A 24,524-nucleotide genomic window follows, 5' to 3' on the forward strand; every position below is an offset into this window, starting at 1 on the left:
AGAGCGCGCACTATAGCTAAATCCGGTTATGTGGCAATGCGCTAGGCGATGATATCCGGCGTCAGGCGGTCTTCGATCAGCCGGATAATGTCTTTCAGCCGCAGTTTTTGCTTTTTCAGCCGTTTGATCGTGAGTTGATCCGAGGTTCCGGTTGCCTGCAGGGCTTCGATCGCCTCGTCCAGATCACGGTGTTGACGGCGGAAAACCTCCAGTTCAACCCGCAGAACTTCATCAGTTTTCATCGAAAGATCGGTGGGCGCATTCATGGGCGACTCGGGGTTATTGTGGTGCTTAACACACAAGATAGTGTGTCTGGCTTTATCCTGCCAGACCTTGTGGACATCCGGTCATATTCCCATATTCTATCATACGCGGTTGCCAGAACGGGGCCGCATCACACGTCGCTTTGACAATAAAGGACGATATACGTGTCTAAACTTACTCTGGGCTCATACCCGCATCTTTTGGGGTTCGAGCAGTTGGAACGCCTTCTGGAACGGTCTGCAAAGGCCGGAAATGAAGGGTATCCGCCCTATAATATCGAACAGACCTCGGATTTTTCCTATCGCATCACCTTGGCCGTGGCCGGGTTCGCGGAAGAGGACCTGTCGATAACTATCGAGGACCGCCAATTGGTGATCCGGGGCCGTCAACGTGACGACAGCGAGGGGCGCATATTCCTGCATCGCGGCATCGCGGCGCGTCAATTCCAGCGCATGTTCGTGCTGGCCGACGGGGTCGAGGTGGGCGAAGCGATCATGGAAAACGGTCTGCTACACGTAGATCTGACCCGAGCCGTGCCGGAAACCGTGGTACAAACGATCAACATAAGAAAGGGGTAAGAGCAATGAATACACCGATTGAACTGAACGCTGAAGGCGACCGTATCGTCTATGTGAAAACGGTCGAAGTCGCTGATCTGCCTCGGGAAGTTCGCGAACAGGCGGGCGATCTGGATCAGATCTATGCGGTACACGATTCTGACGGACAGCAGCTGGCGTTGGTTGCCGACCGCAAGCTGGCCTTCAACCTTGCGCGCGAGCATGATTTCTCGCCTGTGGCCGTGCACTGACAACGCCTCAACTTACGTTTTCCTCGTGACATCTGCCGCCTGCCGGGCGAGATATGCTCTGCAATGGTCAAGGGCAGAGGGCACGAGGAATGAGTTGGTTTGACTTTGACTGGGTGGACGCTTTTACCGACCGCGCTTTTGGCGGAAATGGATGCGCGGTTGTGCACGGTGCAGCGGGCGTCTCAGATGCGACCTGCATGGCCTATGTGCAAGAGACGTCTTTGGTCGAATGCACATTTACCGGGCCCTCGGACATTGCCGACATCCGCGTGCGCTATTTTCTAGCCAGTCGCGAAATTCCCTTTGCCGGACATCCAACTATAGCCACCGTTGCGGCCATGCGGTCGCGCGGATTGTTTGAGGGCGACGCGCTGACGCTTGAGACAGGGGCGGGGATCGTCGAGATTCGCCTGAACGGGGATGAGATCGAGATGACGCAAGTCGCACCCCAATTCGGTGCGCAAGTGCCCGTCGATCTGGTCGCCGCGACGATTGATCTACCTGAGGACACCATCATTTCCCCACCTCAGTTCGTGTCTACGGGTTTGCCGTTTTGTATCACCGTGCTGCGAGACCACGCAGCGCTGAGGGCGGCTAAACTGGTCGAAGGGCCATTGCGCGAAGTCGCGGCCAAAGCGGGGTTTTCCGGATCAGACATGGCCGAGCCGTTTCTTGTAACGCTAAAGGGCGCAACCGAGGCGGGCGATACGTTTTCTCGCCTCTTGTTGGCGCCACCCAGCCCGCCCGAGGACCCGTTCACCGGATCTGCCACCGGGGCGATGGCGGCCTATTTGTGGAAGCATGGCTTGATGACCAAAGACAGGTTTATTGCCGAACAAGGGCACGATATGGGCCGCCCGGGACAGGCAACCGTAACGCGGGTCGGCCCAATAGAGGCGATGACCGGCATCAAGGTCGCTGGGCGCGGTCACGTACTGATGCGCGGTCAAGTCGATCTGCCGGAGGGTATCTGATGACCGAACCCGCGATTGCCATCCTGCCTTATGGTCACCGGTTGGGACCGAAACTGGCTTTGGTCCCTTTGGCTGACCTGATCTGGCCCGAGGGTTGCCCGGATCGTCTGGTCGGAAAAACGATAGGCGATCTTGAGCCTACGGATCACCTGATCATGTATCCAAACTCGACAGTGCATCTGCGATTGCGTCGGGGCACACGCGCGCAGATCTCACTGATGATGGGCGAGCCTTCGGCCATCCATGCCAAACATGACCGGATGCTGCGCTGGACGTGGCGGCGGTTTTTCCGGGTCCTGACTTTCCATGATGTCCTGCTGCAAGGCATTCCAAACGCAGTATTTTTACCCTATGGCGTTACCATGGTGCCCGAATGGAAAGACCTTTCAGTGGAAAAGACCAGGTCCTGTTCTCTCATAGCTTCGGCCAAGCGCGATCTTGTCGGGCACCAGCTCCGGCATTCGGTCATCGATTGGGTGCGCGAGGTCGGCGCGGACGTGGATATTATGGGCCGCGGGTATACACCGTTCGATCAGAAATCCGACGGTTTGGCCCCTTACCGGTACTCGGTCGTGATCGAGAATGTGCGAGAGAAGAATTATTTCTCGGAAAAGCTGACCGATGCGATCTTGTGTTCAACGGTGCCGATTTATTGGGGCTGCCCTAATATCGACGATTTCTATGACACGACCGGTATGATCCTCTGCGAGTCCGCAGCTGACATACAACACGCCATTCAGGCAGCGTCGCCCGAGGATTTCGCGGCGCGTCTACCGAAAATACAGGCGATCCAACCAAAAGCGGCAGAGTTTGGCGACTTTGAAAGCCGCGCGGTCGCGGCTATCCGCGCGGAGCTTTAGGTACAAAAAAGCCCCCGCATGGCGGGGGCCTTTTATTGATTTGTCAGTGCTTAGGACGCTGCGATCAGGCCCATGCTCTCCAGCTTGAGCAGTACCTGATGGGCGCAGTTGTCGACATCGACATTCTCGGTCTCGACGCTCAGCTCAGGGTTCTGCGGCACGTCATAGGGGTCCGAGATGCCGGTGAATTCCTTGATCTTGCCTTCGCGGGCCAGTTTATACAGGCCTTTGCGGTCGCGGCGTTCGCATTCCTCGATGCTGGTAGCGACGTGAACCTCGCAGAAGGCACCGAACTGTTCGATCTCTTCCCGGACGGCCCGGCGGGTGGTCGCATAAGGCGCGATCGGCGCACAGATGGCGATACCGCCGTTCTTGGTGATTTCCGAAGCCACATAGCCGATGCGGCGGATGTTCAGGTCGCGGTGTTCTTTCGAGAAGCCCAGCTCAGACGATAGGTTCTTACGAACAATGTCACCGTCCAGCAGGGTTACAGGGCGGCCGCCCATCTCCATCAGCTTGACCATAAGCGCGTTGGCGATAGTCGATTTGCCGGAACCCGAGAAGCCGGTGAAGAACACGGTAAAGCCTTGCTGGCTGCGCGGCGGTTTGGTCTTGCGCAGTTCGGCCACAACCTCGGGGAAGCTGAACCATTCAGGGATTTCCAGACCTTCGGCCAGACGGCGGCGCAGTTCGGTGCCCGAGATGTTCAGGATCGTGACGTTGTCCTTGTCTTCGATCTCGTCATTCGGCTCGTACTGGGCGCGTTCCTGCACATAGACCATGTGTTTGAAATCGACCATTTCGATGCCAATTTCATCCTGGAATTTGCGGAACAGGTCCTGCGCGTCGTAGGGGCCATAGAAATCCTCACCCTGGCTGTTCTTGCCGGGGCCTGCGTGGTCACGGCCCACGATGAAGTGGGTGCAACCGTGGTTGGCGCGGATCAGGCCATGCCAAACCGCCTCGCGCGGGCCAGCCATACGCATCGCAAGGTTCAGCAGTGACATCGAGGTGGTTGAGGCCGGGTATTTGTCCAGAACCGCCTCATAGCAGCGCACGCGGGTGAAGTGATCAACGTCGCCCGGTTTTGTCATGCCGACAACCGGGTGGATCAGCAGGTTGGCCTGCGCTTCTTTCGCGGCGCGGAAGGTCAGTTCCTGGTGCGCGCGGTGCAGTGGGTTGCGGGTTTGGAACGCAACAATGCGGCGCCAGCCCAGCTTGCGGAAGAAGGCGCGTAGTTCATTTGGGGTGTCACGGCGCGCGCGGAAATCATAGTGGACGGGTTGTTGAATGCCGACAACGGGGCCACCCAGATAAACCTTGCCAGCCACGTTGTGCAGGTAATTCACGGCCGGGTGGGCATCGTCATCTGCACCAAAGACCTTTTCAGCCTCGCGCGCTTTGTCCGGGGTCCAGCGGTCGGTCACGGTCATGGTGCCGAGGATAACACCTTCCTGGTCGCGCAGGGCGATGTCCTGACCCAGTTCGATGCCGGCGGCAAAGTCTTCGCTGACGTCCAGCGTAATCGGCATCGGCCACAGCGTGCCGTCGGCAAGACGCATGTTGTCGACGACGTTGTCATAATCGGCCTCGGTCAGGAACCCTTTGAGCGGGTTGAAGCCGCCATTCATCAGCAGCTCCAGGTCGCAAATCTGACGCGGGCTCAGGTCCCAGCTGGTCAGGTCGGCAGCTTCTACTTTCAGTTTCTGGGCCGATTCATACGAAACATACAGTTCAGGGATCGGAGCCAGATTACTTAACATCGTCATCGGAATACTCTTGCGAAGGGTTGTTTTAACAGTGATTCAGGGGCGTTTAGGGGGCATTTGCCCCGACCAGAAGGTGAAGTCCATATACATTCATGAAACAAAGGACGATATGCGCGGTTTTTCCCGGGATTGGAAGGATTTTCCGGTATTGGGCGTAATTCACAACCAAGGTCCTTTTGACTGGTGACAAAAGGGGCAGATTTAGGCTGAGTGTTCCTGTAATGCGGGTTCAAGGGACAAGGTCGCGGCCCGTACAACCGGTAAGGCGGGAATCGTTTTGGTCACACCGCGCAACCGAAAAGACTGTAGGCCATTTTGGCCTCCACCAAAGCCGGCGGCCTGCAAAAGATCCTCTGACACCAGCAACTCAACGCCCAGACCTTTGGTTTCGGCTTCCAGGCGGCTGGCAACGTTGACGGCATCACCGATAATAGTGCGGGTCGCTGTGCCTGCGGCGCCGATTTCACCCAAGACCAGATCCCCTAGGTGCAACCCCATGCCAATGCGGATCGGCGGGCTGCCTTCGGCTTGAATCTGTTTGTTGAAATGCTCGAGCGCATGGCTGACCTCGGCGGCTGCCTTCAAACCTGCTTTGGCCGAGCTTGCACTGTCGGCCGTTTCGAAAACCGCCAGAAGGCCGTCGCCCATGTATTTGTCGACCACGCCGTGCTCTGCCGTAATTGGCGGCACGATTGCATCAAAGAACCGGTTCAACAGAAAGACGATATCGTAAGGCAGCTGGCCAGTGGTGCGCGAGGTAAAGCCGCGCATATCCAGAAACAGAACGGCCAGCTGACGTTCCTGACCCTGACTGGCATGCGCGCGGCTGCGTCCGCCACCGGGGCGGAACATCCGAAAAGCCGTAATCGGTTCAGTCGGGCGGATTTGGCAGGCGAGCCTTGCGCCTTTTGGCGCGCTGACGGCGGCAAGGCTTCGGGCTTCGACATCGCTTGGGGCTGGCAGCTGGGCTGCGCCGTCCTCGACGATCACGCGGCAGGTGGTACACCGCCCTTTACCCCCGCAAAGTGCCGTGTGGGGGATGCCGTTTGCCTGCGAAATCTCAAGCAACGTCATGCCTTTTTCAGCAATGACTTCGGGGCCTTCAACATACTTGACCCGGACAGAGTGCCGACGTCGCCAGAGTTTGCGAACGGCAAACACAGCGAGCGCAGCCCCAAGCGCGATCCAGAATGCCATCAAGGCATTTTCTCGGACACTAAACAGGGCCTGAAACTCTTCCGGTGAGGGCCAGTTGTAATACTCAAAATACTGTTCGCGCAAAAATGGGTCGCCGAAGTCGGCCCAGATACGCCGCCCTTCGGTCAGCAATCCGGCCAACGCGAATGAGGGCACGAACACCGCAAGCCCCACAAGATAAGGTGCCGTTCGCGACCACCAATCCGTCAAGCGCAGCCACATATGCAGGCCAATACAGCTGTGTATCCACACAACCAGTAACAGCAGGCTTTGCGTCCAGATTGCGCTGCTGGGCCACATCAGGGCGATGATATAGCCCATCTCGTCATTGACGTCGAAAACCTCGTGCGCATATCGCGTGTGGACGATGTGCGCGATCAATTGCAAGGGGATTAACAGGCCCAACACCACTTGCAACGCCATGCTAAAGGGCATCCGCATCGTTCGGCGCTGACTGATCGAATACAGGGCCAGCCCGAAGTGTACAAACAAGGCCAGATACAGGATTACGCTGCCGATATCATGCCGCGTAACGGCGTGGCGACCGTCTTGCATCCCGTGCAGGTAGTCGGTGTGAAACAGGCCCAGACCAATATTGACGAAATGAAAGAACGCAAAAGCAAACAGGATCAGCCCACTGCCGATCCTCAGTCGGGTCGTCCACCCGCCTTGCCATAAAACGCTGTTCACTCAGTTCACCTGTGATCGGTTTGCACGCGGCCCGAGTCTGGTATGCGGCCAGCCAAGGGTCAAGCCAAGGTTCTATAAACTGGAGCCCATGGTCGTGCGTCGCCTGACGTCTGGATAAGCTTTGGTGAATTCGAGAACAAAGCGACGTGACTCAGATCGGGCCGTGTGCGCGAGCTATAGATCACTCCATCGGCCCCATCGGCACGCGCCTTGTCCGAAAACCCCCATGTGGGGGAGGGCGTGCTCTCAGTTCGAAGGTCTTGCCATATGATCGAGGCTTGGCTGAGACCGCGCAGATCAACCAGTTGCGCACCTGTGATCCTGAGTGACAGCAAGACGCGCGGTGGGTCGTCGGAAGACACATACCGGCGGATGGCGATCCCGGCACCCTCAGCGCTGAGGGATGCATAAAGGGCGAACTGTCCGGAATGGTGAAAACGCCCCTCTGGCGCCCGCGCGGGGGCCAAAGGAGCGATCACTTGTGATTGAAACAGAATTCTCCAGACCGGGCCGGAGAATTCCAACATGGCGTTAGTCCTGCTCAGCCAGGAAGCGCTCGGCGTCCAGTGCGGCCATACAGCCCATCCCGGCGCTGGTGACGGCCTGTCGGTAGATATGGTCCGTCAGGTCTCCTGCCGCGAAAACACCGGGAACCGAGGTTTCGGTCGAGCCGGGCTTGGTCACAACGTAGCCACCCATATGCGTCTCTAGCGTGTCCTTGACCAACTCGTTTGCTGGTGCGTGACCAATAGCAACGAAAACGCCCTTACACGGAATTTCCGAAATCTCGCCGGTTTTCACATTCTTGACCCGCACAGCTTCGACGCCCAGTGGTGCATCTGTGCCAATCACTTCGTCCAGCTCATGGAACCACAGCGGTTCGATTTTTTCGTTTTTCATCAGACGATCTTGCAGGATCTTTTCGGCCCGCAGCTCGTCACGGCGGTGAATCAGGGTCACTTTGCTGGCAAAGTTGGTGAGGAACAGCGCCTCTTCCACGGCGGTGTTGCCGCCGCCGATCACGACGATTTCCTGCCCGCGATAAAAGAACCCATCACAAGTGGCACAGGCTGAGACGCCAAAGCCCTTGAACTTGTCTTCCGAAGGCAGACCCAGCCATTTTGCACGGGCGCCGGTGGCCAGGATGACCGCATCAGCAGTATAGACCGTGCCACTGTCGCCTTTCGCGGTGAACGGGCGTTTCGACAGATCCAAATCGCTGATGATGTCGCCGATAACCTCGCAACCCATCGCTTTGGCGTGGTCCTGCATCCGGACCATCAGGTCTGGGCCCTGAACCTCGGTGTCACCGGGCCAATTCTCGACCTCGGTCGTGGTGGTCAACTGACCGCCGGGTTCGATGCCCTGCACCAGAATCGGTTCCAGCATTGCGCGGCTGGCGTAGACGCCCGCAGTGTATCCGGCCGGTCCCGATCCAATGATCAGAACCTTCGTGTGACGTGTTTCGGCCATGGTACCCCCAACTCGATCTGCCTGATGTGGGCCTGCGGCCCCTTGGCGACTGGATATAGCGACCCCGTTCGGGTGCTTAAAGCCCCTTCCTGCCGAGAACCCGTCATGTGTCTGGCGAATATCGTTGATAAAAGAAGCTTGAGATAAAGAATATTGCGCAAGCGCGAAACATTATTGCGCATCTTCCGCCTGCTGATATAACAACCGAAAAATCAGGAGCATTTTATGGTCGCGACACGGCTGGATGAGATTGACCGCAAAATTCTGGCGGAGCTGCAGGCGGACGGTCGCATGACCAATGTCGAACTGGCAAAACGTGTTGGTATTTCTGCTCCACCCTGTTTGCGGCGCGTCCGCACGTTGGAAGAATCCGGGCTGATCCGTGGTTACCACGCCGAAGTAAATGCGCGCGAATTGGGCTTCGAAGTTCAGGTTTTTGCCAGCGTAGGGCTGGAAAGTCAGGCTGAGGCAGAACTTAGTGCCTTTGAAGAGCGCTGTCGCGACTGGCCACTGGTTCGCGAATGCCACATGCTGAATGGCGAAGTGGACTTTATCCTCAAGTGCGTGGCACCCGATCTCAGCAGTTTTCAGCAATTCCTAACAGGTGAGTTGCTGACCACGCCGAACGTGGCCAGCGTCAAGACATCGCTTGTTATTCGCGGTGCTAAAGACGAGCCCGGCGTGCCCTTTGATGTCCTGGAAGAACGCATGAGCCGGATGGCGTAAAACGCATCCGTTTATGTGCTGAACAGCACGGCGGTAAAATCGCGGTAACGACTACGAATAGTAGCCAGCCAAAAATAATCTGCATAAAGCCCCCACTTTGCAGCACTGATGAAAATTTAAGCTGTAATGGCGTCCACCTCACCGTCTCCGGCGCGCGGCATCAGCAACGGGCCAAAGTCATTCAGCGAATCGGCATGTGCAAACAAGTTCAGGTAGATCGACCGCAATGAGTGGCTGATCATGCGAACCGCGTTGACGCCGGGGTGGTAGGTTTCGAACTGCAGCCCGTCGACCTTGATCACCGAATGGCGTTTCAGACAGATGTGAAACAGCTCAACCGGGGTAGGGGGAAGGGTTTCGATCACGCTCATTCCGTCTTGAAATTCGTGCACGGGCGTCAGTACGGTTTCGTTTCCATGCAGGTGGCGCAAATGCGCGGGTGTGCCGACGAGACGCGCAGCCGGGCCCACGATGACGCCGGACATCGGCTTTTGCATGCCAAAAGTGTCGGGCATAATGCGCGTAAGAGGCCGGGTGCGACCGCGCGAGTCCTCACGTCCCGGAACCAACGTCACTGAACCCTTCCACAGTACGGTTTGGGAAGAGCCATCCTGGGTCAGAACGGTGTCACCAGGCAGCAAGTCTTCGATCGCCAGCGGGCCTGTCTCAGTCTCGACAAGCGAGCCGCGTGTGAATGCGCAAAAGGCGTCTTCGAACATCGGAAGCGCCGGAGCAATGTGCCGGGTCTGAGAGATGTCGCCATTAGGCAATAGCGCACTCACTTCATAGCGCCGCAGTTGCGCTTTGGGCTTTTCCGTCCCTCTTTGCGCGTCGCGCAGCATTGCTGATGTATCAACGGCATTTCTGGCCGCTCGCGATAGCGAATGTGGAATAGGCATTGTTATTCCGTCCCCTCTATAGTCCGCGCAGACAGGATGAACCCTCCGTACAGGTCCGTCTGACCGGTCTTTTTCTTTGTTTTGAATGAAAGGGCGACCTCAGGGCGATCGTCGATACGACGTCGCAACGTGATGGAATTCCGCACACCTTTGGTCAACATTCTGACCCCCCAGACAAACTCACTAAAACGCAGGCGGAAATTGCCAGCGCACACAACGCCCCAAACCCTGTCCGCGCCAAATACCAGCGGCAGGTCACACACCAGACCGGGGCACCCCTCTGATGCGCGTCTTGACCCGGGGAACCGGCAGCTTGGAACCCTGGGCATGTCGATCAGCCCCGACCCGCCAGGCGGCGGGCAACTCTGACCGAGTCACTGGAAACGCGCTTCCACGGCATCTCCAGTTCCTTGTCTTTGGTCGCCGCGATAACGGCGCTTAGAAAGCGAGATTTTACCTTCATGATTTGGTCCTGCTCTGCTGGGGTTCGAAGCCCCTTTTCCCTCTGGAATGCCAATCTGATGCCATATTGAGGCATCGATAAGGCTGATCCGGGATCAATTCAGGACAAAATGAAGGTTGGCAGCTCCTCTTTCTTCATGTTGTCGCGCACTGCTGGAGCATTTGCAGATAAGCACCTGAGAGCGGACAATAAAACTCAATTTGTTACGACTCAGGTAGACACAAAGAATGTGGCGAAAAAGCGGCGAAACCGCCACAATTCAGCCTATCTTCATAATTTGATTGCGGAAATCAGGCGACCATAGTCCGCTTCTTTGGCGTGAGTGGACCGGCGGTAGGAATAGAATCGGTCAGGGTCAGAATATGTGCAGTGTCGGGTCCACTCAGCCTGGCCGATTCCAGCCCGGCGCAAGCGGTGCAGACCGTATGCTGGCAAGTCGAATTGCAGCCTGTCGCCCTGACCATTTGCAAAGAACTGCAGGTTGTCCGGCGATTCTGCCACAAAGTCGTCCAGAAATTCGGGACCGACCTCATAGGCACGTTGCGATATCGTTGGGCCGATCACGGCGACGGTGTTCTCACGCTTGGCGCCAAGGCCCTCCATCGCGTCCAGTGTGGCATCCAGAACACCGTCCAAAGCCCCACGCCACCCCGCATGTGCTGCGCCTATGACATTGGCATTTGTATCGGCGAACAAAACAGGCTGGCAATCCGCAGTCAGGATCGTCAACGCCAAACCCGGCGTTGCGGTAACTACGGCGTCTGCCCTCGGCTTGTCGCCGTTCAACGGAGAATCAACGGCTATGACAGTTGGTGAATGAACCTGATGAACCCCGATCAGTGAGTCCGGGCTGACATCCATTGCCTGTGCAACGCGGCCGCGGTTGATTGCCACCACCTCGGTTTGGTCCGATGACCCCAAACCACAGTTGAGACCCGAAAAAATTCCGGATGACGCGCCGCCGTGCCGACTGAAAAAGCCGTGGCGAACCGGGGACAGCATGTCTGATGTGAGAATTTCCAGCGTCATGGTTCGAGTCCCGGTGGAGGTGAAGCGTAGGACGGGTAGAGGCCCAGCACTTTGAACAGGTTTCCCATTTCATCCGGATGCGTCAACCGTCGATGTGCAGCAATCAACTCTTCCAGCTCGGACCCGCCGAGTTTCTGCGACAGCGCTTGTGCGCGTGCCGTGATTCCGAGGCGCTCCAGAAACACTCCTTGCGGTGTCAGCCGGGAATGTCTGCATCCGGCGGCCTGAGTGGCTGATGCCAGCGGTTCAAAATCCACATGGGCCGTTAGGTCGGCGTGGCCGGGGGACAACAATGGGTCTGTGCTTTCGTGGTCTTTCATGGCCTGAAACGTGTCGCCCAGAGAATGCCAGTCACCGTAATCTATAATCAAAGCGGCTCCACCCTTTGACGCGATTTTGCCAGCAATCACGGTGATGATTGGAATCGCGGGCACACACAGTTCCACCAGATCGCCGTCCTGCGTGTCCTCTAGCCGATCATTCAGAGCGACTTGAGCAGTTCGCGGACCCAGCCCGAAGGCGAGCGTGTCGTCCTGCAACCCTATCAATCGTTCTCGCCACCCGTCCGCGTCCCGCAAGAATTGTCGGATGGGCAGGGCGTCAAAGAACTCGTTCGCAATTAGAAAAAGCGGCGCGTTTGGTAATTCAGTGATCTGATCTATCCATTGCGGCGCGTAACCCTCCAATGATTTGGCTTGCACCGCGCGCAACTCAGGCGATGCCTCCAGCAACACGACTTCAGCGGCGGTGTGAAAGCCCGGCACGCCGCGCGTTGCGCGCAAGGCATCTGCCATCAGCGTTCCTCGGCCCGGTCCCAACTCGGCCAAGATGATCCGGTCTGGTCGACCTTGATCTACCCAACTTTGCGCAAGGCTTAAGCCAATCAGTTCGCCAAACATCTGGCTGATCTCGGGTGCTGTCGTGAAATCGCCCTTCGCGCCCAATGGGTCCTGCGTCGTGTAATACCCGTGGACTGGATGCAGCAGGCACTCGGTCATGTAATCGGATATACTTATTGGGCCATCCTGCGCGATCCGCCTGCGCAGCTGATCTGACAGGCTCATCCTTTTGCCCTAGCGCGTAACGCAAACCAAAGGCCCAGGGCGATCATGGGTAGCGACAACAATTGTCCCATCGTCAGACCATACCCGCCTATTTGCCACGCCAGACCCAGCGGATTTCCAGGGGAAATGAACTGAGCGTCTGGTTGCCGGAAGAACTCGACCAGAAAGCGCGAGGCTCCGTACCCGGCCATGAAAACGCCCATGAGCAAACCGGGCTTTTGAAAGGCCCGGCGGCGATAGGCCAGCCATAGCAGAACAGCGCCCAACACCAAACCCTCGAGCACGGCCTCATATAGTTGCGAGGGGTGCCGTGCGCACATCCCGGCCAAAACACCGGGACAATCCTGTGCTGCAGGGCCGGGGAATATTACGGCCCATGGCATTTCGCTGGGTCTGCCCCAGAGCTCTGCATTGATGAAATTAGCCAGACGCCCGAGCAAAAGGCCCGGCGGCACGGTATGCGCAATCAGATCGGCCAGCGACAAAACGGGGATCTGATGACGTCGTGCAAACAGATAAGACGCAACCACAACCCCAAGCAGCCCACCGTGGAAGGCCATACCGCCTTGCCAGACCTTCAGGATCTCGGCTGGATTGGCGAGGTAGTAACCGGGTTGATAGAACAAAACGAATCCGAGCCGGCCGCCTAAAATAACCCCCAGAATGATCCAAGTGATCAGGTCTTCCAGTTGTTGAGACGTAAGGGGCGGGGTCTTATCAGGCCATAACGCGGGGTGCTTCAAGGCCATCACCCCAAGCCGCCATGCGATAAGAATGCCAGCGATATAGGCCAAAGCATACCAACGCAGTGCGAATTCCATCCCGAACACTGAGATCGAAAACAACTCGGGCGATAGGTCGGGGAAATTCAGAACAGCCTTCATGTGCGTCTCATTGCCCGGGGTTTGCAGGACAAGTCAACCTTGAGCCTGCCGCGATCATTCCCCATATAGAGACCAACCGCGATATCGGAGTAAAGCCATGCAAACCCGCAACAAGATTCTGGATGATGTTTCCCAATTGATGACCAATGCCATGGGCGTGGCGCAGGGCGCGCGGGATGAGGCAGAAAACGCGATGAAGTCGATGATCGACCGCTGGCTCGCCGACCGCGATTTCGTGACGCGCGAAGAATTCGATGCCGTTCGGTCTATGGCGCAGAAAGCGCGCGAAGAAAACGCGGCGTTGGAAGAACGGATTGCCGCGTTGGAAGCCAAGCTGGACAAATAACAGCAATTTCCAGATTCGAAACAAAAGACATGCACCGCGCAAATCGTCGTCGATTTGTGCGGTGTTGTGCATCTTGCCGCCACTTTGGATTTAATCAAGGCAAAGCTGCACCGGGCGCCAATATTTTGATCGCCGTTGCCGACTGTCCACAACTTATTGCTGTTATCCCCAAGAATTAGGGTTGTCAGAGCGCGCCTCGCAGCGCACCATATTTAGTACAGGCCTTAGGGGGAAGCCCGGCTTGTAGAGCAGGCAACTAGCGCTGGGGCGCTGCCAGCCCCGAAATGCTAGAGATAAGTGAGGTGGCATTATGGCCCTATCCGAACAGTTTCTCGAAGAAGACCTTCATCCGATCGATATTGTTGAACATTTGGCTGAGCATCACGACTGGGATTTCGACCGGATCGGCGATGATCAGATCGCCATGGCTGTCGAAGGACAGTGGCGCACATATTCGATCACTTTGGCCTGGTCGAACTATGACGAGACGCTGCGTATGGTGTGCTCGTTTGAAATGGAGCCGCCGTCTGAGCGTGAGACCGAGCTCTATGAGCTTTTGAACAAGATGAACGATCAATGCTGGGCCGGGGCGTTTACCTACTGGCCGAACCAGAAGTTGATGGTTTACCGGTATGGTCTGGTTTTGGCTGGCGGCCAAACAGCCAGCCCTGAACAAATTGATACGATGATTACAGCGGCAGTCCTCAGCGCCGAGCGGTACTACCCGGCGATCCAACTGGTCACATGGGGCAACCGTGACCCCGAAGAAGCGATGCAAGTCGCCATTGCAGAGGCTTACGGCCGCGCGTAAAGCTTTGCCCCAAGCCTAGCGAGGGGAGGGGCAATTTATGGACATGTCACGTGTCGCCGAACAGGGGCTGGTTCTCCTGGGTTGCGGCAAGATGGGATCGGCCATGCTGGCGGGTTGGTTGGATCACGGCCTGCCCGCTTCATCTGTTTGGGTGATTGATCCCTTTCCATCTGACTGGCTGAAGGCGCAAGGCGTGAACATCAATACCCCGCTGCCGGAAGCACCTGCGGTTGTGCTGGTCGCGGTCAAGCCGCAAATGATGGGTGAGGCGCTTCCTGCAATTACGGCGCTGGGCGGTGGAACAAGCCTTTTTGTTTCCGTCGCAGCCGGAACATCCATTGCGACCCTTGAACGTGTTTTGGGTGAAGGGACACCCATAATTCGCGCCATGCCGAACACGCCCGCAGCAATCCGGCAGGGAATTACTGCACTTATCGGTAATGCAAAGGCCTCGGACGCCGACCTAACGTTGGCCGAAAGCCTTTTGTCTGCGGTGGGTGAGACTGTCCGGCTAGAGGACGAAGCGCAGATGGACGCTGTTACCGGCCTCAGCGGATCAGGCCCGGCCTATGTGTTTCACCTGATCGAAACGCTGGCCGCGGCGGGTCAGGCACAGGGCCTGCCGGACGATCTGGCGATGAAATTGGCTAAGTCCACTGTGGCCGGGGCAGGGGCTTTGGCGATGGCGGCCGACGAAGACCCCGCGCAACTGCGTGTCAACGTGACCTCGCCTAACGGCACAACGCAGGCGGCGCTTGAGGTGTTGATGCACGCGGAAGAAGGGTTCCCGGACCTGCTGCAACGCGCAGTCAAGGCCGCCACCGACCGATCCAAGGAGCTGTCCCGTGAGTGAGATTACTTTCGACGATTTTCTGAAAGTTGATATTCGCGTCGGTGAAGTGATCCGCGCCGAACCTTACCCCGAGGCGCGCAAACCCGCGATCAAGATGTGGATCGATTTCGGGGATGAAATTGGCGAACGCAAGACCTCGGCCCAAGTGACGGCGCATTACGACCCGGCGTCCCTTGTCGGAAAACAGGTGATGGCTGTCGTGAATTTCCCCCCTCGCCAAATCGGTAAGTTCATGTCCGAGGTTCTGGTGTTGGGCTTGCCGGATGCGAATGGCGAAATTGTTCTGATCGGACCGGACGGAGAGGTCCCGATCGGTGGAAGGATGCACTAAATGAAACTACTGATTACCCGCCCAATGACTGAGGCAGTCCTGGAACGCGCACGCGCGGAATTCGACGTTGAAATCCGAAGCGAAACCTCGCCTCTGACGCAGGACGAAATGCTGCGTGCCTTGAGGGATTTTGATGTGGTTGTGCCGACCTTGGGTGACCTCTTTTCGAAAGAAGTATTTGCCAAGGTCCCCGATCCGCGCTGCAAGCTGCTTGCCAACTTTGGTGTTGGTTACAACCACATTGATGTGGACGCTGCACGGGCTGCGGGGGTTGCGGTGACCAATACGCCGGGGGCTGTCACCGATGCCACGGCGGATATCGCCATGACGTTGCTGCTGACGACCGCAAGGCGCGTCGGCGAAGGGGAACGCATTGTGCGTGCAGGTGACTGGCACGGCTGGCATCCCGCGCAAATGTTGGGGCACCATGTCACTGGCAAACGGGTGGGGATTGTCGGCATGGGGCGTATTGGGCAAGCCATTGCCCGGCGCTGCCACTTTGGCTTTTCGATGCAGATATCTTACCAGTCGCGCAGCGAGAAAGAATTGGATTTCCCAGCTGAGTTTGTGCCCGAACTGACCGCATTGGCGGCCTCGGTTGATTTCCTGGTGCTGGCTGTTCCGGGTGGTGCCGAAACTCAACACCTGATCAACGCGCAGGTGCTTGAGGCGATGAATCCGAATGGCCTTCTGGTGAATATCGCACGGGGCGAAGTCGTGGATGAGGCAGCGCTGATCTCGGCCCTTCAGACCGGGCAAATCGCCGGTGCGGGTCTGGATGTTTACGAATTCGAACCAAAGGTGCCGCAAGCGCTGATCGAGATGGAAAACGTGACTTTGTGTCCGCATCTGGGAACAGCAACCGAAGAGGTTCGCACCGATATGGGATACATGGCGCTCGACAATGTTGCGGCTCATATCGCGGGTCGCGATTTGCCCAACCCGGTTTAAGAGCCGACAGCCTCGCGCCAGTGTTTGCGGCAGAGCGAGACATAGGTCTCGTTCCCGCCGATCTGAACCTGCGCGCCTTCGGTGATCGTATTTCCGTTTTCGTCCTGACGGATGACCATGGTCGCCTTGCGCCCGCATTCGCAGATGGTGCGAACTTCGCGCATCTCGTCCGCCAGGGCCAATAGGGCGGCAGAGCCCGGGAACAGGCGCCCCTGAAAGTCTACGCGCAGACCGTAGGCAAGAACAGGTACCTTCAGATCGTCGACAATGCGCGCCAGTTGCCACACCTGATCATCGGTCAAAAACTGGGCCTCATCGACAAAGACGCAGGCGACTTTTCCCTGTGCAAGCCGCGCCTCAATCATGGCAAAAACATCGTCTTCGGCGGCGAATGTATCCGCTTCGGCTGAAATGCCGATACGTGAAGCTATTTTTCCTACACCTGCGCGGCCATCCAGTTGCGCGGTCATAAGATACGTGTCCATCCCGCGCTCGCGGTAATTGTGCGACGCTTGCAATAACACGGTCGATTTGCCCGCGTTCATTGTCGAATAGTTGAAGTAAAGCTTTGCCATGGGCCCGGGTCTAATTCGACTAAAGGGCATGGGCAAGGTATCAAAACCCGCAATAGATGCGACGCCGCCGTTGTCGTTGTAAGGGTCGAGCGTAAGCTCATTGGGGATGGATACCCCCACGTCAACAACAGCGACGTCGTCGGCCAACATGCGGCCTGAACCGTGCGAGGCCAGAAAAACGCCCCGCGATCACTCACAATCGGCTAAAAACGCCGCCACTCACTCACAAAACCCCTGCATATCTGAGGGATAGTCAATTTATGGCATTTCAATTATGACTGGAGTATGGGAAATTTCCTTTCCCATTCCCCCAAAGGGGCAGGTGACGTGGGGACGCAGGTAGCAGGGGTAAGAAACATGGCTGATATCGGGGCCTATCTGAAAAAGCATACAGAAGCGTTGGTCAAGGATGTCGGGATCGAATCCGCATGTGAAATCACGGGCAAATCCAAGGCAACTTTGGGTCGCTATTACTCGGACAATGCCGAGCATGCCGATCGTTTTATGCCCGTTGACGCCGTGGCCCGGCTTGAAGCGGTGTCCAACTTTCCGCACGTAACCTCAGCACTGGCGGATCTGAAGAACATCACGCTGTCCTATGACGGCCGAAACAGCGATGTGCCGCGCACCGGTGGGGTGAATTCGGACGTCATCGCATTGAGTCAGCGGTTTGCGATGTTGATGACAGAATATCAGGCCGCCATCGAAGACGGCATCATCACCGTGAACGAGGCCAAGCGTTTGTTAAAGGAAACCAGCCTGCTGCAGCAGGTGCTGATCGAGATGAAGCTGCATCTGGAAGAAGAAAGCGTGAGCTGAGAAAGTCGGTGGCTTCAATCATCAATGGTGATAGGAGCGCCAGTCTATGCCCATTCGAAACGAGCTAGTCACCTCAGCAATTCTACTCGTTTTCCTGACATCGTTCATATGTGTCTGCAACGGTTCTCAGAAAAGTACTTCCAACAGGTTCTGAGAGTAGGTGTTCAAAACTGTTGTCACGATTCAAAACTGCACCGATGGCGACATAGCTACATGGTGTGTCGTCGTACTCTTCTTGCGATAGCTGTTCTACATCAGCGCGGATTCGCCAACCGGTATCGGGATACTTATCCCCTTCATCGTGTTCTGGGTCTTCACGGTAGATAAACCCGACGCGCGCACGATTTTCCAAGATCGCATCGTCAACGAAGCAACGTGCAAACCACTTGTTGAAATCTGTTGCAAAACGCACGCTCGTTTCTGGGTCATCCCAGTCAACGTCGATGACGTGATGAATCTTGAACTCAACCGGATCGCCGGGGTTCAACCCCGGAATTTCGTCTGGGGTATTATCGAGTGTCCCCAACAAGTCGGCACCGTTGCGGTTTTCAACGATAACCCACATTCGTTCAGCATCGTATTGCTCAGAAGCGGGAACTGAATTGAAGATCAGTTTTACGATTGTGCCTTTGGTTACTTCGGCAAGTTCTTCCGTGCTCGGAAGATGGAATGTGTATGGGTTTTCTTTTTGCGTTGGCCGCGGGTCTTGAAGTTGAAAGGAGGGTTCTGTCACGAAAGGCGACCTTGTTCAGCTGTATGAGCTTGTTTTGCTGTGCAACATTCATTGGCACCGTGGTTGATTTCCATGAATGGCGCAAGACTGTGCAAAAAGCTCTTCAGCTATCCAGCAATGGTTACCGACACCGCTTTACAATCACCGAACCCACCGAGTACCCGGCTCCGAAGGAGCAGATCAGGCCGACATCGCCGTCCGTCAGATCGTTAGAGTACTTTGAAAATGCGATAATGGAACCAGCCGATGACGTATTGGCATAGTCTTGCAGGATATTGGGTTGCTCACCTTCAACGGGTTCACGGCCAAGCACTTTCTTGCCAATGAAATCGTTCATCGTTTTATTTGCCTGATGCAACCAAAGGCGTTTGAGATCGGTGCTTTCGACGCCCTCGGATTCCATGTGGTCCGCGATGTGTTTGCTGACCATCGGCAGCACTTCTTTGAATACCTTCCGCCCGTTTTGCATGAACTGCATATCACGACGGTCCACTACACCGTCTGGGCGCGAGCGGCGCAAGAAGCCGTTATTATTGCGGATGTTGTTCGAGAATGACGTCGCACAGCGGGTCGAGATGATCTCGAAATGCGGGCCGATGGCGTCCTCGATCCGCTCAACCAGTGTCGCGGTCGCCACATCACCGAAAATAAAGTGGCAGTCCCGGTCGCGCCATTCCAGATGCCCCGAGCATATCTCGGGATTGACCACCAGCGCGGATTTCACTGACCCTGACCGGATCATGTCGGCGGCGGCCTGAATGCCGAATGTGGCCGAGGAACACGCGACATTCATGTCAAACCCGAACCCGTTGATCCCCAATGCCTGCTGAATTTCAATAGCAACCGCGGGATAGGCGCGTTCGTGGTTCGACGCCGCACAGATGACCAGATCCACGTCTTCGGCGCTGCGCCCGGCCTGCTGCAGGGCTTTTTGGCAGGCATCCACCGCCATTTCGGTCATGATGCCCGGTTCATCGTCGTTGCGTTGCCGCAATAGCGGGTGCATCACGTCGGGATTCAGGACCCCGGATTTGTCCATCACATAGCGGTTTTCGATCCCGGATGCCTTGACGATGAATTCCTCGGACGAGTGCTGCAACGGTTCCATTTCACCAGCGGCAATCGCATCTGCGTTTTCAGCGTTGACTTTGTCCGCATAGGAATTGAACGCTTCGACAAGTTCAGCATTGGTAATGACATTTTCTGGCGTGAAAACACCGGTGCCGGTGATAGCTGGCGTGTACATCTGAAACCCTGGGTTCTTGGATTTGCTCAAAATGCAGTTATCGGCGCGTTAGTTCAAGGTAGATTGACCTAAGGGAATAGCAAACTTGTCGACAAATGAGCTTCATTTCTTGAATAGTTCATTTTATGAAGTAAGTGGAAGCGAAAATTCCAGAATGGATTCGCCTAATGCCTCATGACGACAGCGCACTGATCAGCCGCCTCAGCCCCGAGATGCAAGCTATGATGGGGGTGTATGCCCTTTATTGGAAGCTGGAAGAAAGCTTTGACACCATCGAGGTCGAGCTGAGCCATCAGGAATGCCACATGGTGATCAAGCTGGATCAGCCCAAAAGGATGGGCGTCTTGGCCACAGACATGCTGACGGTCCCATCGAATATAACTTCAACCTCAGACGCGCTGGAAAAAGCCGGCTACCTGACACGCCAACGCGACCCGAATGATCGGCGCGCATGGTTGCTGGTTCTGACTGAGAAGGGGCAGCAGATGCGGCAGATGCTGTTGGCTGAAGCAGGGGCGTTGTTTCAGCGTGCGTCCGGTTTGAACGTGAACGAAACGGCTGAATTTGCACGATTGGCCCGGAAAATCCGGGAAAACATATTGAAAACGGGAATTCCTGAGGGATTGAAGAAATGAAATTGTTCTCTGTACTGAGTGTCGCATTCGCCCTTTTCGCCACCGCCCCCATCGCCGAAGAGGCAGTGAAACCCGTCAAGCTGATGGTTGTTCAGGAAACCGCACCAGGCTTTTCGCGACAGTTCTTTGGTCGGGTGGCGGCGCGCCAAACGGTGGACCTTGCTTTTCAGGTGGCCGGTCAGATCGTTGGAATGCCGGTGACCGAGGGCTTTGTTATTCCCAAAGGCGAACTGATCGCGAAATTGGACCAAGAGCCGTTTCAACGCCGTTTTGACCGCGCAGTCTTGCAAAAGGATCAGGCTGATCGCACCTTGGCCCGCTTGTCCCGGCTTCGCGGAACGGCAGCCAGCCAGGTTGCGGTAGATGATGCAGAAACCGCGGCGCAATTGGCAGATATCGCCGTGCGGGACGCGCAGTATGATCTGGAGCAAGCGACATTGACTGCCCCGTTTGACGCGCTGGTGTCCAGCCGCGCGGTTGAATCCTTCACCACTGTGGCAGCTGGAACGCCCATTGTGCGGATTCACGATATGTCGGAATTGCGGATTGTCGTCGACGTGCCTGAAATTCTGTTTCAGCGGTCCGGGCAACAGGATGACATTACAATCACAGCGAAGTTCCCCGTGAGTGATGAGGTGTTTCCCCTTGAAATTCGGGAGTTTGATGCCGAATCCTCAAGTGTCGGCCAAACCTTTCGCATCCAGTTCGGGCTGACACCCCCGGAAGGGCTGCAAATTCTGCCGGGGTCTTCCGTTACGGTGAATGTCAAGGTTCAGGATCAGCGGACAGGCATTGTTGTCCCGGCCACGGCGATCGTCGCAGATGCAGAGGGAAACCTTGGGGTGATGGTGTTCACCCCGCGTGGCGCGGATATCGGTACGATCCAACTTGTCCCCGTTACCATTGAGCCGACCGAGTCCGGGGATGTACGCGTTCTGAGCGGTCTGAATAGCGGTGATGAAATCGTTGTCGCGGGCGGTGGTGCTCTGACAGACGGTCAGACGGTGCGCCGGTTTGCTGGCTTCGCGAACTGAGGGACGAACAGATGAGCATAGCGCGCGCATCCATTGACCGCCCCATTTACACGTGGCTGATCATACTGATTGCTCTTTTGGGCGGCATTTGGGGCTTTTTGTCTTTGGGCCGGTTGGAAGACCCGGCGTTTACAATCAAAAACGCCATTATTGCCACCCAATATCCCGGCGCCACCGCCGAGCAGGTTGCGCTTGAGGTGTCCGAACCACTTGAATCCGCCATTCAGCAGATGGGTGAGGTCAAAACGATCACTTCGGTGAACCAGCCGGGTTCGTCGCTGATCGAGGTCGAGATCAAGTCGACCTATGATGGATCGGAACTGCCCGAAGTTTGGACGAAGTTGCGTGCCAAAGTCCGCGACGCGGCCCGCGCATTGCCGCCGGGCGTCGGACAGCCACTCGTGAATGACGGGTTCGGTGACGTGTTCGGCTTGTTTTATGCCGTCACGGCCGAGGGGTACTCGGATGCCGAAAAACATGAGCTTTCGACCTTTTTGCGGCGCGAATTGCTTACGGTTGAAGGTGTGGCAGACGTCGAAGTCATGGGGCTGCCGCAAGAAGCCATCTTTGTTGAACCGGACCTTGCTATTTCGGTGAACCAGAATGTGCCTCTGCAAGCGATTAATGACGCCATCGCAAATGCGGACTCCGTGAATTCTTCGGGCTCGCTACGCTCTGCGAATGACCGAACGACTGTTCTGACCGCCGAAGGCTCGGATTCTGTCTCTGCCATTGCTGGGCTGTCTGTGGGCTCACAAGGTCAGGTAATCAACCTTTTCGACATGTCCGACGTGTTTCGCGGCCGTCAATCGGACCCCAATGTCATGATCCGCTTTAACGGGACCGAGGCGTTCACGCTGGGGATTGCCGGTTTGTCGACTGAGAATATCGTCGAGGTCGGAAAACGCGCTGACGAGAAGTTCGCTGAACTGGACGCGCATATTCCCTATGGCGTCGAGATACTGCCCATCTACCAGCAGCATGTTGTTGTCGAACAAGCCTCGAACGACTTTCTGATGAATCTCGCCTTGTCGGTCACGATCGTTGTTGCTGTGCTGGCCGTGTTCATGGGCTGGCGCGCCGCTGTCGTCGTTGGAACAACCCTGTTGTTGACCGTGGTCGGAACGCTGTTGTTCATGGCGATTTTCTCAATCGAGATGGAGCGGATCTCACTGGGTGCCTTGATCATTGCGATGGGGATGCTGGTCGACAATGCGATCGTGGTTGCCGAGGGTATGCAAATCGCCATGCTGCGCGGAAAAACCTCGCGCGATGCCGCAGAAGAGGCAGCATCGAAAACCCAGATCCCGTTGTTGGGTGCGACGATTATCGGGATCATGGCTTTTGCGGGTATCGGATTAAGTCCGGATGCCTCTGGGGAATTCCTGTTCTCGTTGTTTGCCGTGATCGCCATTTCCCTGTTGCTGAGCTGGGTGCTGGCGCTGACAGCGACACCCATGCTGGGCCACTATTTCTTCAAACAAGGCAAGGCGGGTGAGGTTGATGCGTATAGCGGCATCATGTTCCGCATCTACGGCCGAATCTTGCGCTGGGCCTTGCAGTTCCGTTGGCTGGTTATCGCGGCGCTATTCAGCGTGACCGCCGCTTGTTTTGTTGGTTTTGGTCTGGTCAAACAACAGTTCTTCCCGGACTCGAATACACCTTTGTTCCTTGTGCACTACAAGCTGCCTCAAGGCACGCCGATCTCGCGTACCGCAGAGGATTTGGCAGTGTTCGAAGACTGGCTGACCCAAAGGGAAGACGTCGTGTCCGTTTCAACATTTGTCGGGCAGGGCGCAACCCGTTTCCTTTTGACCTACGAGGCTGAAAAGCCCAACCCCAGTTACGGGCACCTCATCATCCGAACGGAAACACTGGACGACATTCCGCCGCTGCGGGCTGAGTTAGAGGAGTTCGGTTCCGCCCAATTCCCTGAAGGTGAGTTCCGCACCCGGCGGATGGTTTTTGGCCCCGGTGGCGGCGACCCCATACAGGTTCGATTCTCGGGCAGTGATCCGGTCGTGTTGCGTCTTTTGGCCGAAGAGGCGGTTCAGCGCATGCGGCAGGCGTCTGAAAACGCATTGCACGTCCATCATAACTGGCGTGAAAAGGAACTGGCGGTGCAACCGATCTACGCGACTGAACGCGCGCAGACTGCCGGTGTAAGCCGCGAGGATATCGCTGCCACGCTGCAATTCTCGACCGATGGTATCACCGGCGGCGTGTTCCGCGAGAGGGACAGGCTGATCCCGATCATCCTGCGACGTCCTGCTGATGGTGCATATTCCATCGTTGACCAAGTCGTGTTTTCGGACCAATCAGAGCGGTTTGTACCGATCGAGCAGATGGTCGACGGGTTCGAATATAGGGCGCTGAACACGTTGGTGCATCGCCGCGATCGGGTTCTGACAATCACGGTCGGTGCCGATATCCCTGCAGGTTTCACCGCAGCTCAGGTCCATTCCGAGGTTCGCTCGGCCATCGAAGACATGGATTTGCCCGCAGGTTACCGCATGGAGTGGGGCGGAGAGTTCGAAAACGCGGCCGAAGCAAACGAAAGCCTTGGTCGCCAGTTGCCGCTGAGTCTGCTGATCATGGTGTTGATCTCTGTTCTGATTTTCAACGCGATCCGTCAGCCGATTATCATATGGTTGTTGGTCCCGATGTCCGTGAACGGTGTTGTCATCGGCCTTTTGGGTACGGGCTTGCCGTTCACATTTACCGCTTTGCTGGGACTACTCAGCTTGTCCGGGATGTTGATCAAGAACGGCATCGTTCTGGTCGAAGAGATCGATCTGGTGCGGGAAACCGGCAAAGGGCTGCGCGAGTCGATCATCGAAGCATCAGTCTCGCGTCTGCGGCCCGTGATGTTGGCGGCTATCACGACGATATTGGGGATGGCACCGTTGTTGACCGACGCCTTCTTTAAGTCGATGGCCGTTACGATCATGGGCGGATTGGCATTTGCTACGATCCTGACAATGGTCGCGGCACCCGTATTTTACATGGTTTTCTTCGCTCGCGAGGAACGAAGCACGTTCAGACTGCAGAAGCGTAACCAGATTCTGCGTGAATGATCAGATCAGTGGT

At 56.5% G+C, this 24,524-nt stretch carries 28 protein-coding genes; 14 read left to right on the forward strand and 14 right to left on the reverse strand.

Annotated features, from left to right (window positions below):
• Positions 1 to 41: 41 nt before the first annotated feature.
• Positions 42 to 266, reverse strand: a complete 225-nt coding sequence (locus tag ACR0BD_RS08610; RefSeq protein WP_037308505.1) for a YdcH family protein — start codon at positions 264 to 266, stop codon at positions 42 to 44.
• 162 nt (positions 267 to 428) lie between these two features.
• Here ACR0BD_RS08610 and ACR0BD_RS08615 point away from each other — a divergent pair, with 162 nt between their 5' ends.
• The 4 genes from ACR0BD_RS08615 to ACR0BD_RS08630 all read left to right on the forward strand — a co-directional run bounded on the left by ACR0BD_RS08615 (position 429) and on the right by ACR0BD_RS08630 (position 2,906).
• A complete protein-coding gene (locus ACR0BD_RS08615) occupies positions 429 to 842 on the forward strand; it encodes an Hsp20 family protein (protein WP_058275530.1) in 414 nt (137 codons plus the stop codon).
• 5 nt (positions 843 to 847) lie between these two features.
• Entirely contained in the window at positions 848 to 1,072 is a 225-nt protein-coding gene (locus tag ACR0BD_RS08620) for a DUF1150 family protein (RefSeq protein WP_480696482.1), read from the forward strand.
• 89 nt (positions 1,073 to 1,161) lie between these two features.
• On the forward strand, positions 1,162 to 2,046 hold the full coding sequence (locus ACR0BD_RS08625; RefSeq protein ID WP_480829983.1) for a PhzF family phenazine biosynthesis protein: 885 nt from the start codon (positions 1,162 to 1,164) through the stop codon (positions 2,044 to 2,046).
• Positions 2,046 to 2,906, forward strand: coding sequence for a glycosyltransferase family 10 fucosyltransferase (locus ACR0BD_RS08630; protein ID WP_480829984.1), 861 nt, complete (start codon positions 2,046 to 2,048; stop codon positions 2,904 to 2,906). The genes ACR0BD_RS08625 and ACR0BD_RS08630 overlap by 1 nt, the downstream gene beginning before the upstream one ends.
• Before the next feature lie 50 nt (positions 2,907 to 2,956).
• Here ACR0BD_RS08630 and ACR0BD_RS08635 read toward each other — a convergent pair whose 3' ends face one another.
• The 4 genes from ACR0BD_RS08635 to trxB all read right to left on the reverse strand — a co-directional run bounded on the left by ACR0BD_RS08635 (position 2,957) and on the right by trxB (position 8,035).
• The gene (locus ACR0BD_RS08635; protein ID WP_480696476.1) at positions 2,957 to 4,675 is read right to left on the reverse strand and encodes a bifunctional sulfate adenylyltransferase/adenylylsulfate kinase; all 1,719 of its coding nucleotides are present in this window, start codon (positions 4,673 to 4,675) and stop codon (positions 2,957 to 2,959) included.
• 201 nt (positions 4,676 to 4,876) lie between these two features.
• Entirely contained in the window at positions 4,877 to 6,562 is a 1,686-nt protein-coding gene (locus ACR0BD_RS08640) for an adenylate/guanylate cyclase domain-containing protein (protein WP_480829985.1), read from the reverse strand.
• Positions 6,563 to 6,621: 59 nt separating this feature from the next.
• Complete coding sequence (locus ACR0BD_RS08645; RefSeq protein ID WP_480829987.1) at positions 6,622 to 7,089, reverse strand: RES family NAD+ phosphorylase; 468 nt, start codon at positions 7,087 to 7,089, stop codon at positions 6,622 to 6,624.
• 4 nt (positions 7,090 to 7,093) lie between these two features.
• Complete coding sequence (gene trxB / locus ACR0BD_RS08650) at positions 7,094 to 8,035, reverse strand: thioredoxin-disulfide reductase (protein WP_480829989.1); 942 nt, start codon at positions 8,033 to 8,035, stop codon at positions 7,094 to 7,096.
• 225 nt (positions 8,036 to 8,260) lie between these two features.
• Between trxB and ACR0BD_RS08655 the strand changes: the two genes are divergently transcribed.
• A complete protein-coding gene (locus ACR0BD_RS08655; protein WP_480696468.1) occupies positions 8,261 to 8,761 on the forward strand; it encodes an Lrp/AsnC family transcriptional regulator in 501 nt (166 codons plus the stop codon).
• Between the two features lie 116 nt (positions 8,762 to 8,877).
• Here the strand turns inward: ACR0BD_RS08655 and ACR0BD_RS08660 are convergent, their stop codons facing one another.
• The 6 genes from ACR0BD_RS08660 to lgt all read right to left on the reverse strand — a co-directional run bounded on the left by ACR0BD_RS08660 (position 8,878) and on the right by lgt (position 13,100).
• Positions 8,878 to 9,660 (reverse strand): Hint domain-containing protein, encoded by a 783-nt coding sequence (locus ACR0BD_RS08660; RefSeq protein ID WP_480829991.1) that lies wholly within the window; start codon positions 9,658 to 9,660, stop codon positions 8,878 to 8,880.
• 2 nt (positions 9,661 to 9,662) lie between these two features.
• Complete coding sequence (locus tag ACR0BD_RS08665) at positions 9,663 to 9,821, reverse strand: hypothetical protein (RefSeq protein ID WP_480829992.1); 159 nt, start codon at positions 9,819 to 9,821, stop codon at positions 9,663 to 9,665.
• Positions 9,822 to 9,994: 173 nt separating this feature from the next.
• Positions 9,995 to 10,123 carry a hypothetical protein gene (locus ACR0BD_RS08670; RefSeq protein WP_480696465.1) on the reverse strand — a complete coding sequence of 43 codons (129 nt, stop codon included), beginning with the start codon at positions 10,121 to 10,123 and terminating at the stop codon, positions 9,995 to 9,997.
• Between the two features lie 270 nt (positions 10,124 to 10,393).
• Positions 10,394 to 11,152, reverse strand: coding sequence for a peptidoglycan editing factor PgeF (gene pgeF / locus ACR0BD_RS08675; protein ID WP_480829994.1), 759 nt, complete (start codon positions 11,150 to 11,152; stop codon positions 10,394 to 10,396).
• On the reverse strand, positions 11,149 to 12,216 hold the full coding sequence (locus tag ACR0BD_RS08680) for a class I SAM-dependent methyltransferase (RefSeq protein ID WP_480829995.1): 1,068 nt from the start codon (positions 12,214 to 12,216) through the stop codon (positions 11,149 to 11,151). Before ACR0BD_RS08680 ends, pgeF begins: the two co-directional genes overlap by 4 nt.
• Positions 12,213 to 13,100: a prolipoprotein diacylglyceryl transferase gene (lgt, locus tag ACR0BD_RS08685; RefSeq protein WP_480829996.1), complete on the reverse strand. Its 888-nt coding sequence runs from the start codon at positions 13,098 to 13,100 to the stop codon at positions 12,213 to 12,215. Before lgt ends, ACR0BD_RS08680 begins: the two co-directional genes overlap by 4 nt.
• A 97-nt stretch (positions 13,101 to 13,197) precedes the next feature.
• Between lgt and ACR0BD_RS08690 the strand changes: the two genes are divergently transcribed.
• The 5 genes from ACR0BD_RS08690 to ACR0BD_RS08710 all read left to right on the forward strand — a co-directional run bounded on the left by ACR0BD_RS08690 (position 13,198) and on the right by ACR0BD_RS08710 (position 16,392).
• Positions 13,198 to 13,446 carry an accessory factor UbiK family protein gene (locus ACR0BD_RS08690; RefSeq protein WP_480696457.1) on the forward strand — a complete coding sequence of 83 codons (249 nt, stop codon included), beginning with the start codon at positions 13,198 to 13,200 and terminating at the stop codon, positions 13,444 to 13,446.
• A gap of 310 nt (positions 13,447 to 13,756) precedes the next feature.
• Positions 13,757 to 14,257, forward strand: a complete 501-nt coding sequence (locus tag ACR0BD_RS08695; RefSeq protein ID WP_480696455.1) for a type III secretion system chaperone family protein — start codon at positions 13,757 to 13,759, stop codon at positions 14,255 to 14,257.
• Between the two features lie 37 nt (positions 14,258 to 14,294).
• Positions 14,295 to 15,110, forward strand: coding sequence for a pyrroline-5-carboxylate reductase (gene proC, locus ACR0BD_RS08700; protein ID WP_480829997.1), 816 nt, complete (start codon positions 14,295 to 14,297; stop codon positions 15,108 to 15,110).
• Positions 15,103 to 15,441: a tRNA-binding protein gene (locus tag ACR0BD_RS08705; RefSeq protein ID WP_480829998.1), complete on the forward strand. Its 339-nt coding sequence runs from the start codon at positions 15,103 to 15,105 to the stop codon at positions 15,439 to 15,441. Before proC ends, ACR0BD_RS08705 begins: the two co-directional genes overlap by 8 nt.
• Positions 15,442 to 16,392, forward strand: a complete 951-nt coding sequence (locus ACR0BD_RS08710) for a 2-hydroxyacid dehydrogenase (protein ID WP_480830000.1) — start codon at positions 15,442 to 15,444, stop codon at positions 16,390 to 16,392.
• Here the strand turns inward: ACR0BD_RS08710 and ACR0BD_RS08715 are convergent.
• Complete coding sequence (locus tag ACR0BD_RS08715) at positions 16,389 to 16,967, reverse strand: thymidine kinase (protein ID WP_480830222.1); 579 nt, start codon at positions 16,965 to 16,967, stop codon at positions 16,389 to 16,391. The genes ACR0BD_RS08710 and ACR0BD_RS08715 overlap by 4 nt on opposite strands.
• A gap of 357 nt (positions 16,968 to 17,324) precedes the next feature.
• Here ACR0BD_RS08715 and ACR0BD_RS08720 point away from each other — a divergent pair, with 357 nt between their 5' ends.
• A complete protein-coding gene (locus tag ACR0BD_RS08720; protein WP_480696448.1) occupies positions 17,325 to 17,786 on the forward strand; it encodes a hypothetical protein in 462 nt (153 codons plus the stop codon).
• Between the two features lie 82 nt (positions 17,787 to 17,868).
• On the opposite strand, the gene ACR0BD_RS08725 is transcribed toward ACR0BD_RS08720, so the two are convergent.
• Entirely contained in the window at positions 17,869 to 18,519 is a 651-nt protein-coding gene (locus tag ACR0BD_RS08725) for an immunity protein Imm33 domain-containing protein (RefSeq protein WP_480830001.1), read from the reverse strand.
• Positions 18,520 to 18,640: 121 nt separating this feature from the next.
• Positions 18,641 to 19,765 carry a beta-ketoacyl-ACP synthase III gene (locus ACR0BD_RS08730; protein ID WP_480830004.1) on the reverse strand — a complete coding sequence of 375 codons (1,125 nt, stop codon included), beginning with the start codon at positions 19,763 to 19,765 and terminating at the stop codon, positions 18,641 to 18,643.
• A gap of 167 nt (positions 19,766 to 19,932) precedes the next feature.
• Here ACR0BD_RS08730 and ACR0BD_RS08735 point away from each other — a divergent pair, with 167 nt between their 5' ends.
• The 3 genes from ACR0BD_RS08735 to ACR0BD_RS08745 are packed head-to-tail and all read left to right on the forward strand — an operon-like array spanning position 19,933 to position 24,511.
• Positions 19,933 to 20,400 carry a MarR family winged helix-turn-helix transcriptional regulator gene (locus ACR0BD_RS08735; protein WP_480830005.1) on the forward strand — a complete coding sequence of 156 codons (468 nt, stop codon included), beginning with the start codon at positions 19,933 to 19,935 and terminating at the stop codon, positions 20,398 to 20,400.
• Complete coding sequence (locus ACR0BD_RS08740; RefSeq protein ID WP_480696440.1) at positions 20,397 to 21,434, forward strand: efflux RND transporter periplasmic adaptor subunit; 1,038 nt, start codon at positions 20,397 to 20,399, stop codon at positions 21,432 to 21,434. The genes ACR0BD_RS08735 and ACR0BD_RS08740 overlap by 4 nt, the downstream gene beginning before the upstream one ends.
• An 11-nt stretch (positions 21,435 to 21,445) precedes the next feature.
• On the forward strand, positions 21,446 to 24,511 hold the full coding sequence (locus ACR0BD_RS08745) for an efflux RND transporter permease subunit (protein WP_480830006.1): 3,066 nt from the start codon (positions 21,446 to 21,448) through the stop codon (positions 24,509 to 24,511).
• Positions 24,512 to 24,524 lie beyond the last annotated feature (13 nt).

This window comes from Ruegeria sp. G5 (assembly GCF_056533365.1).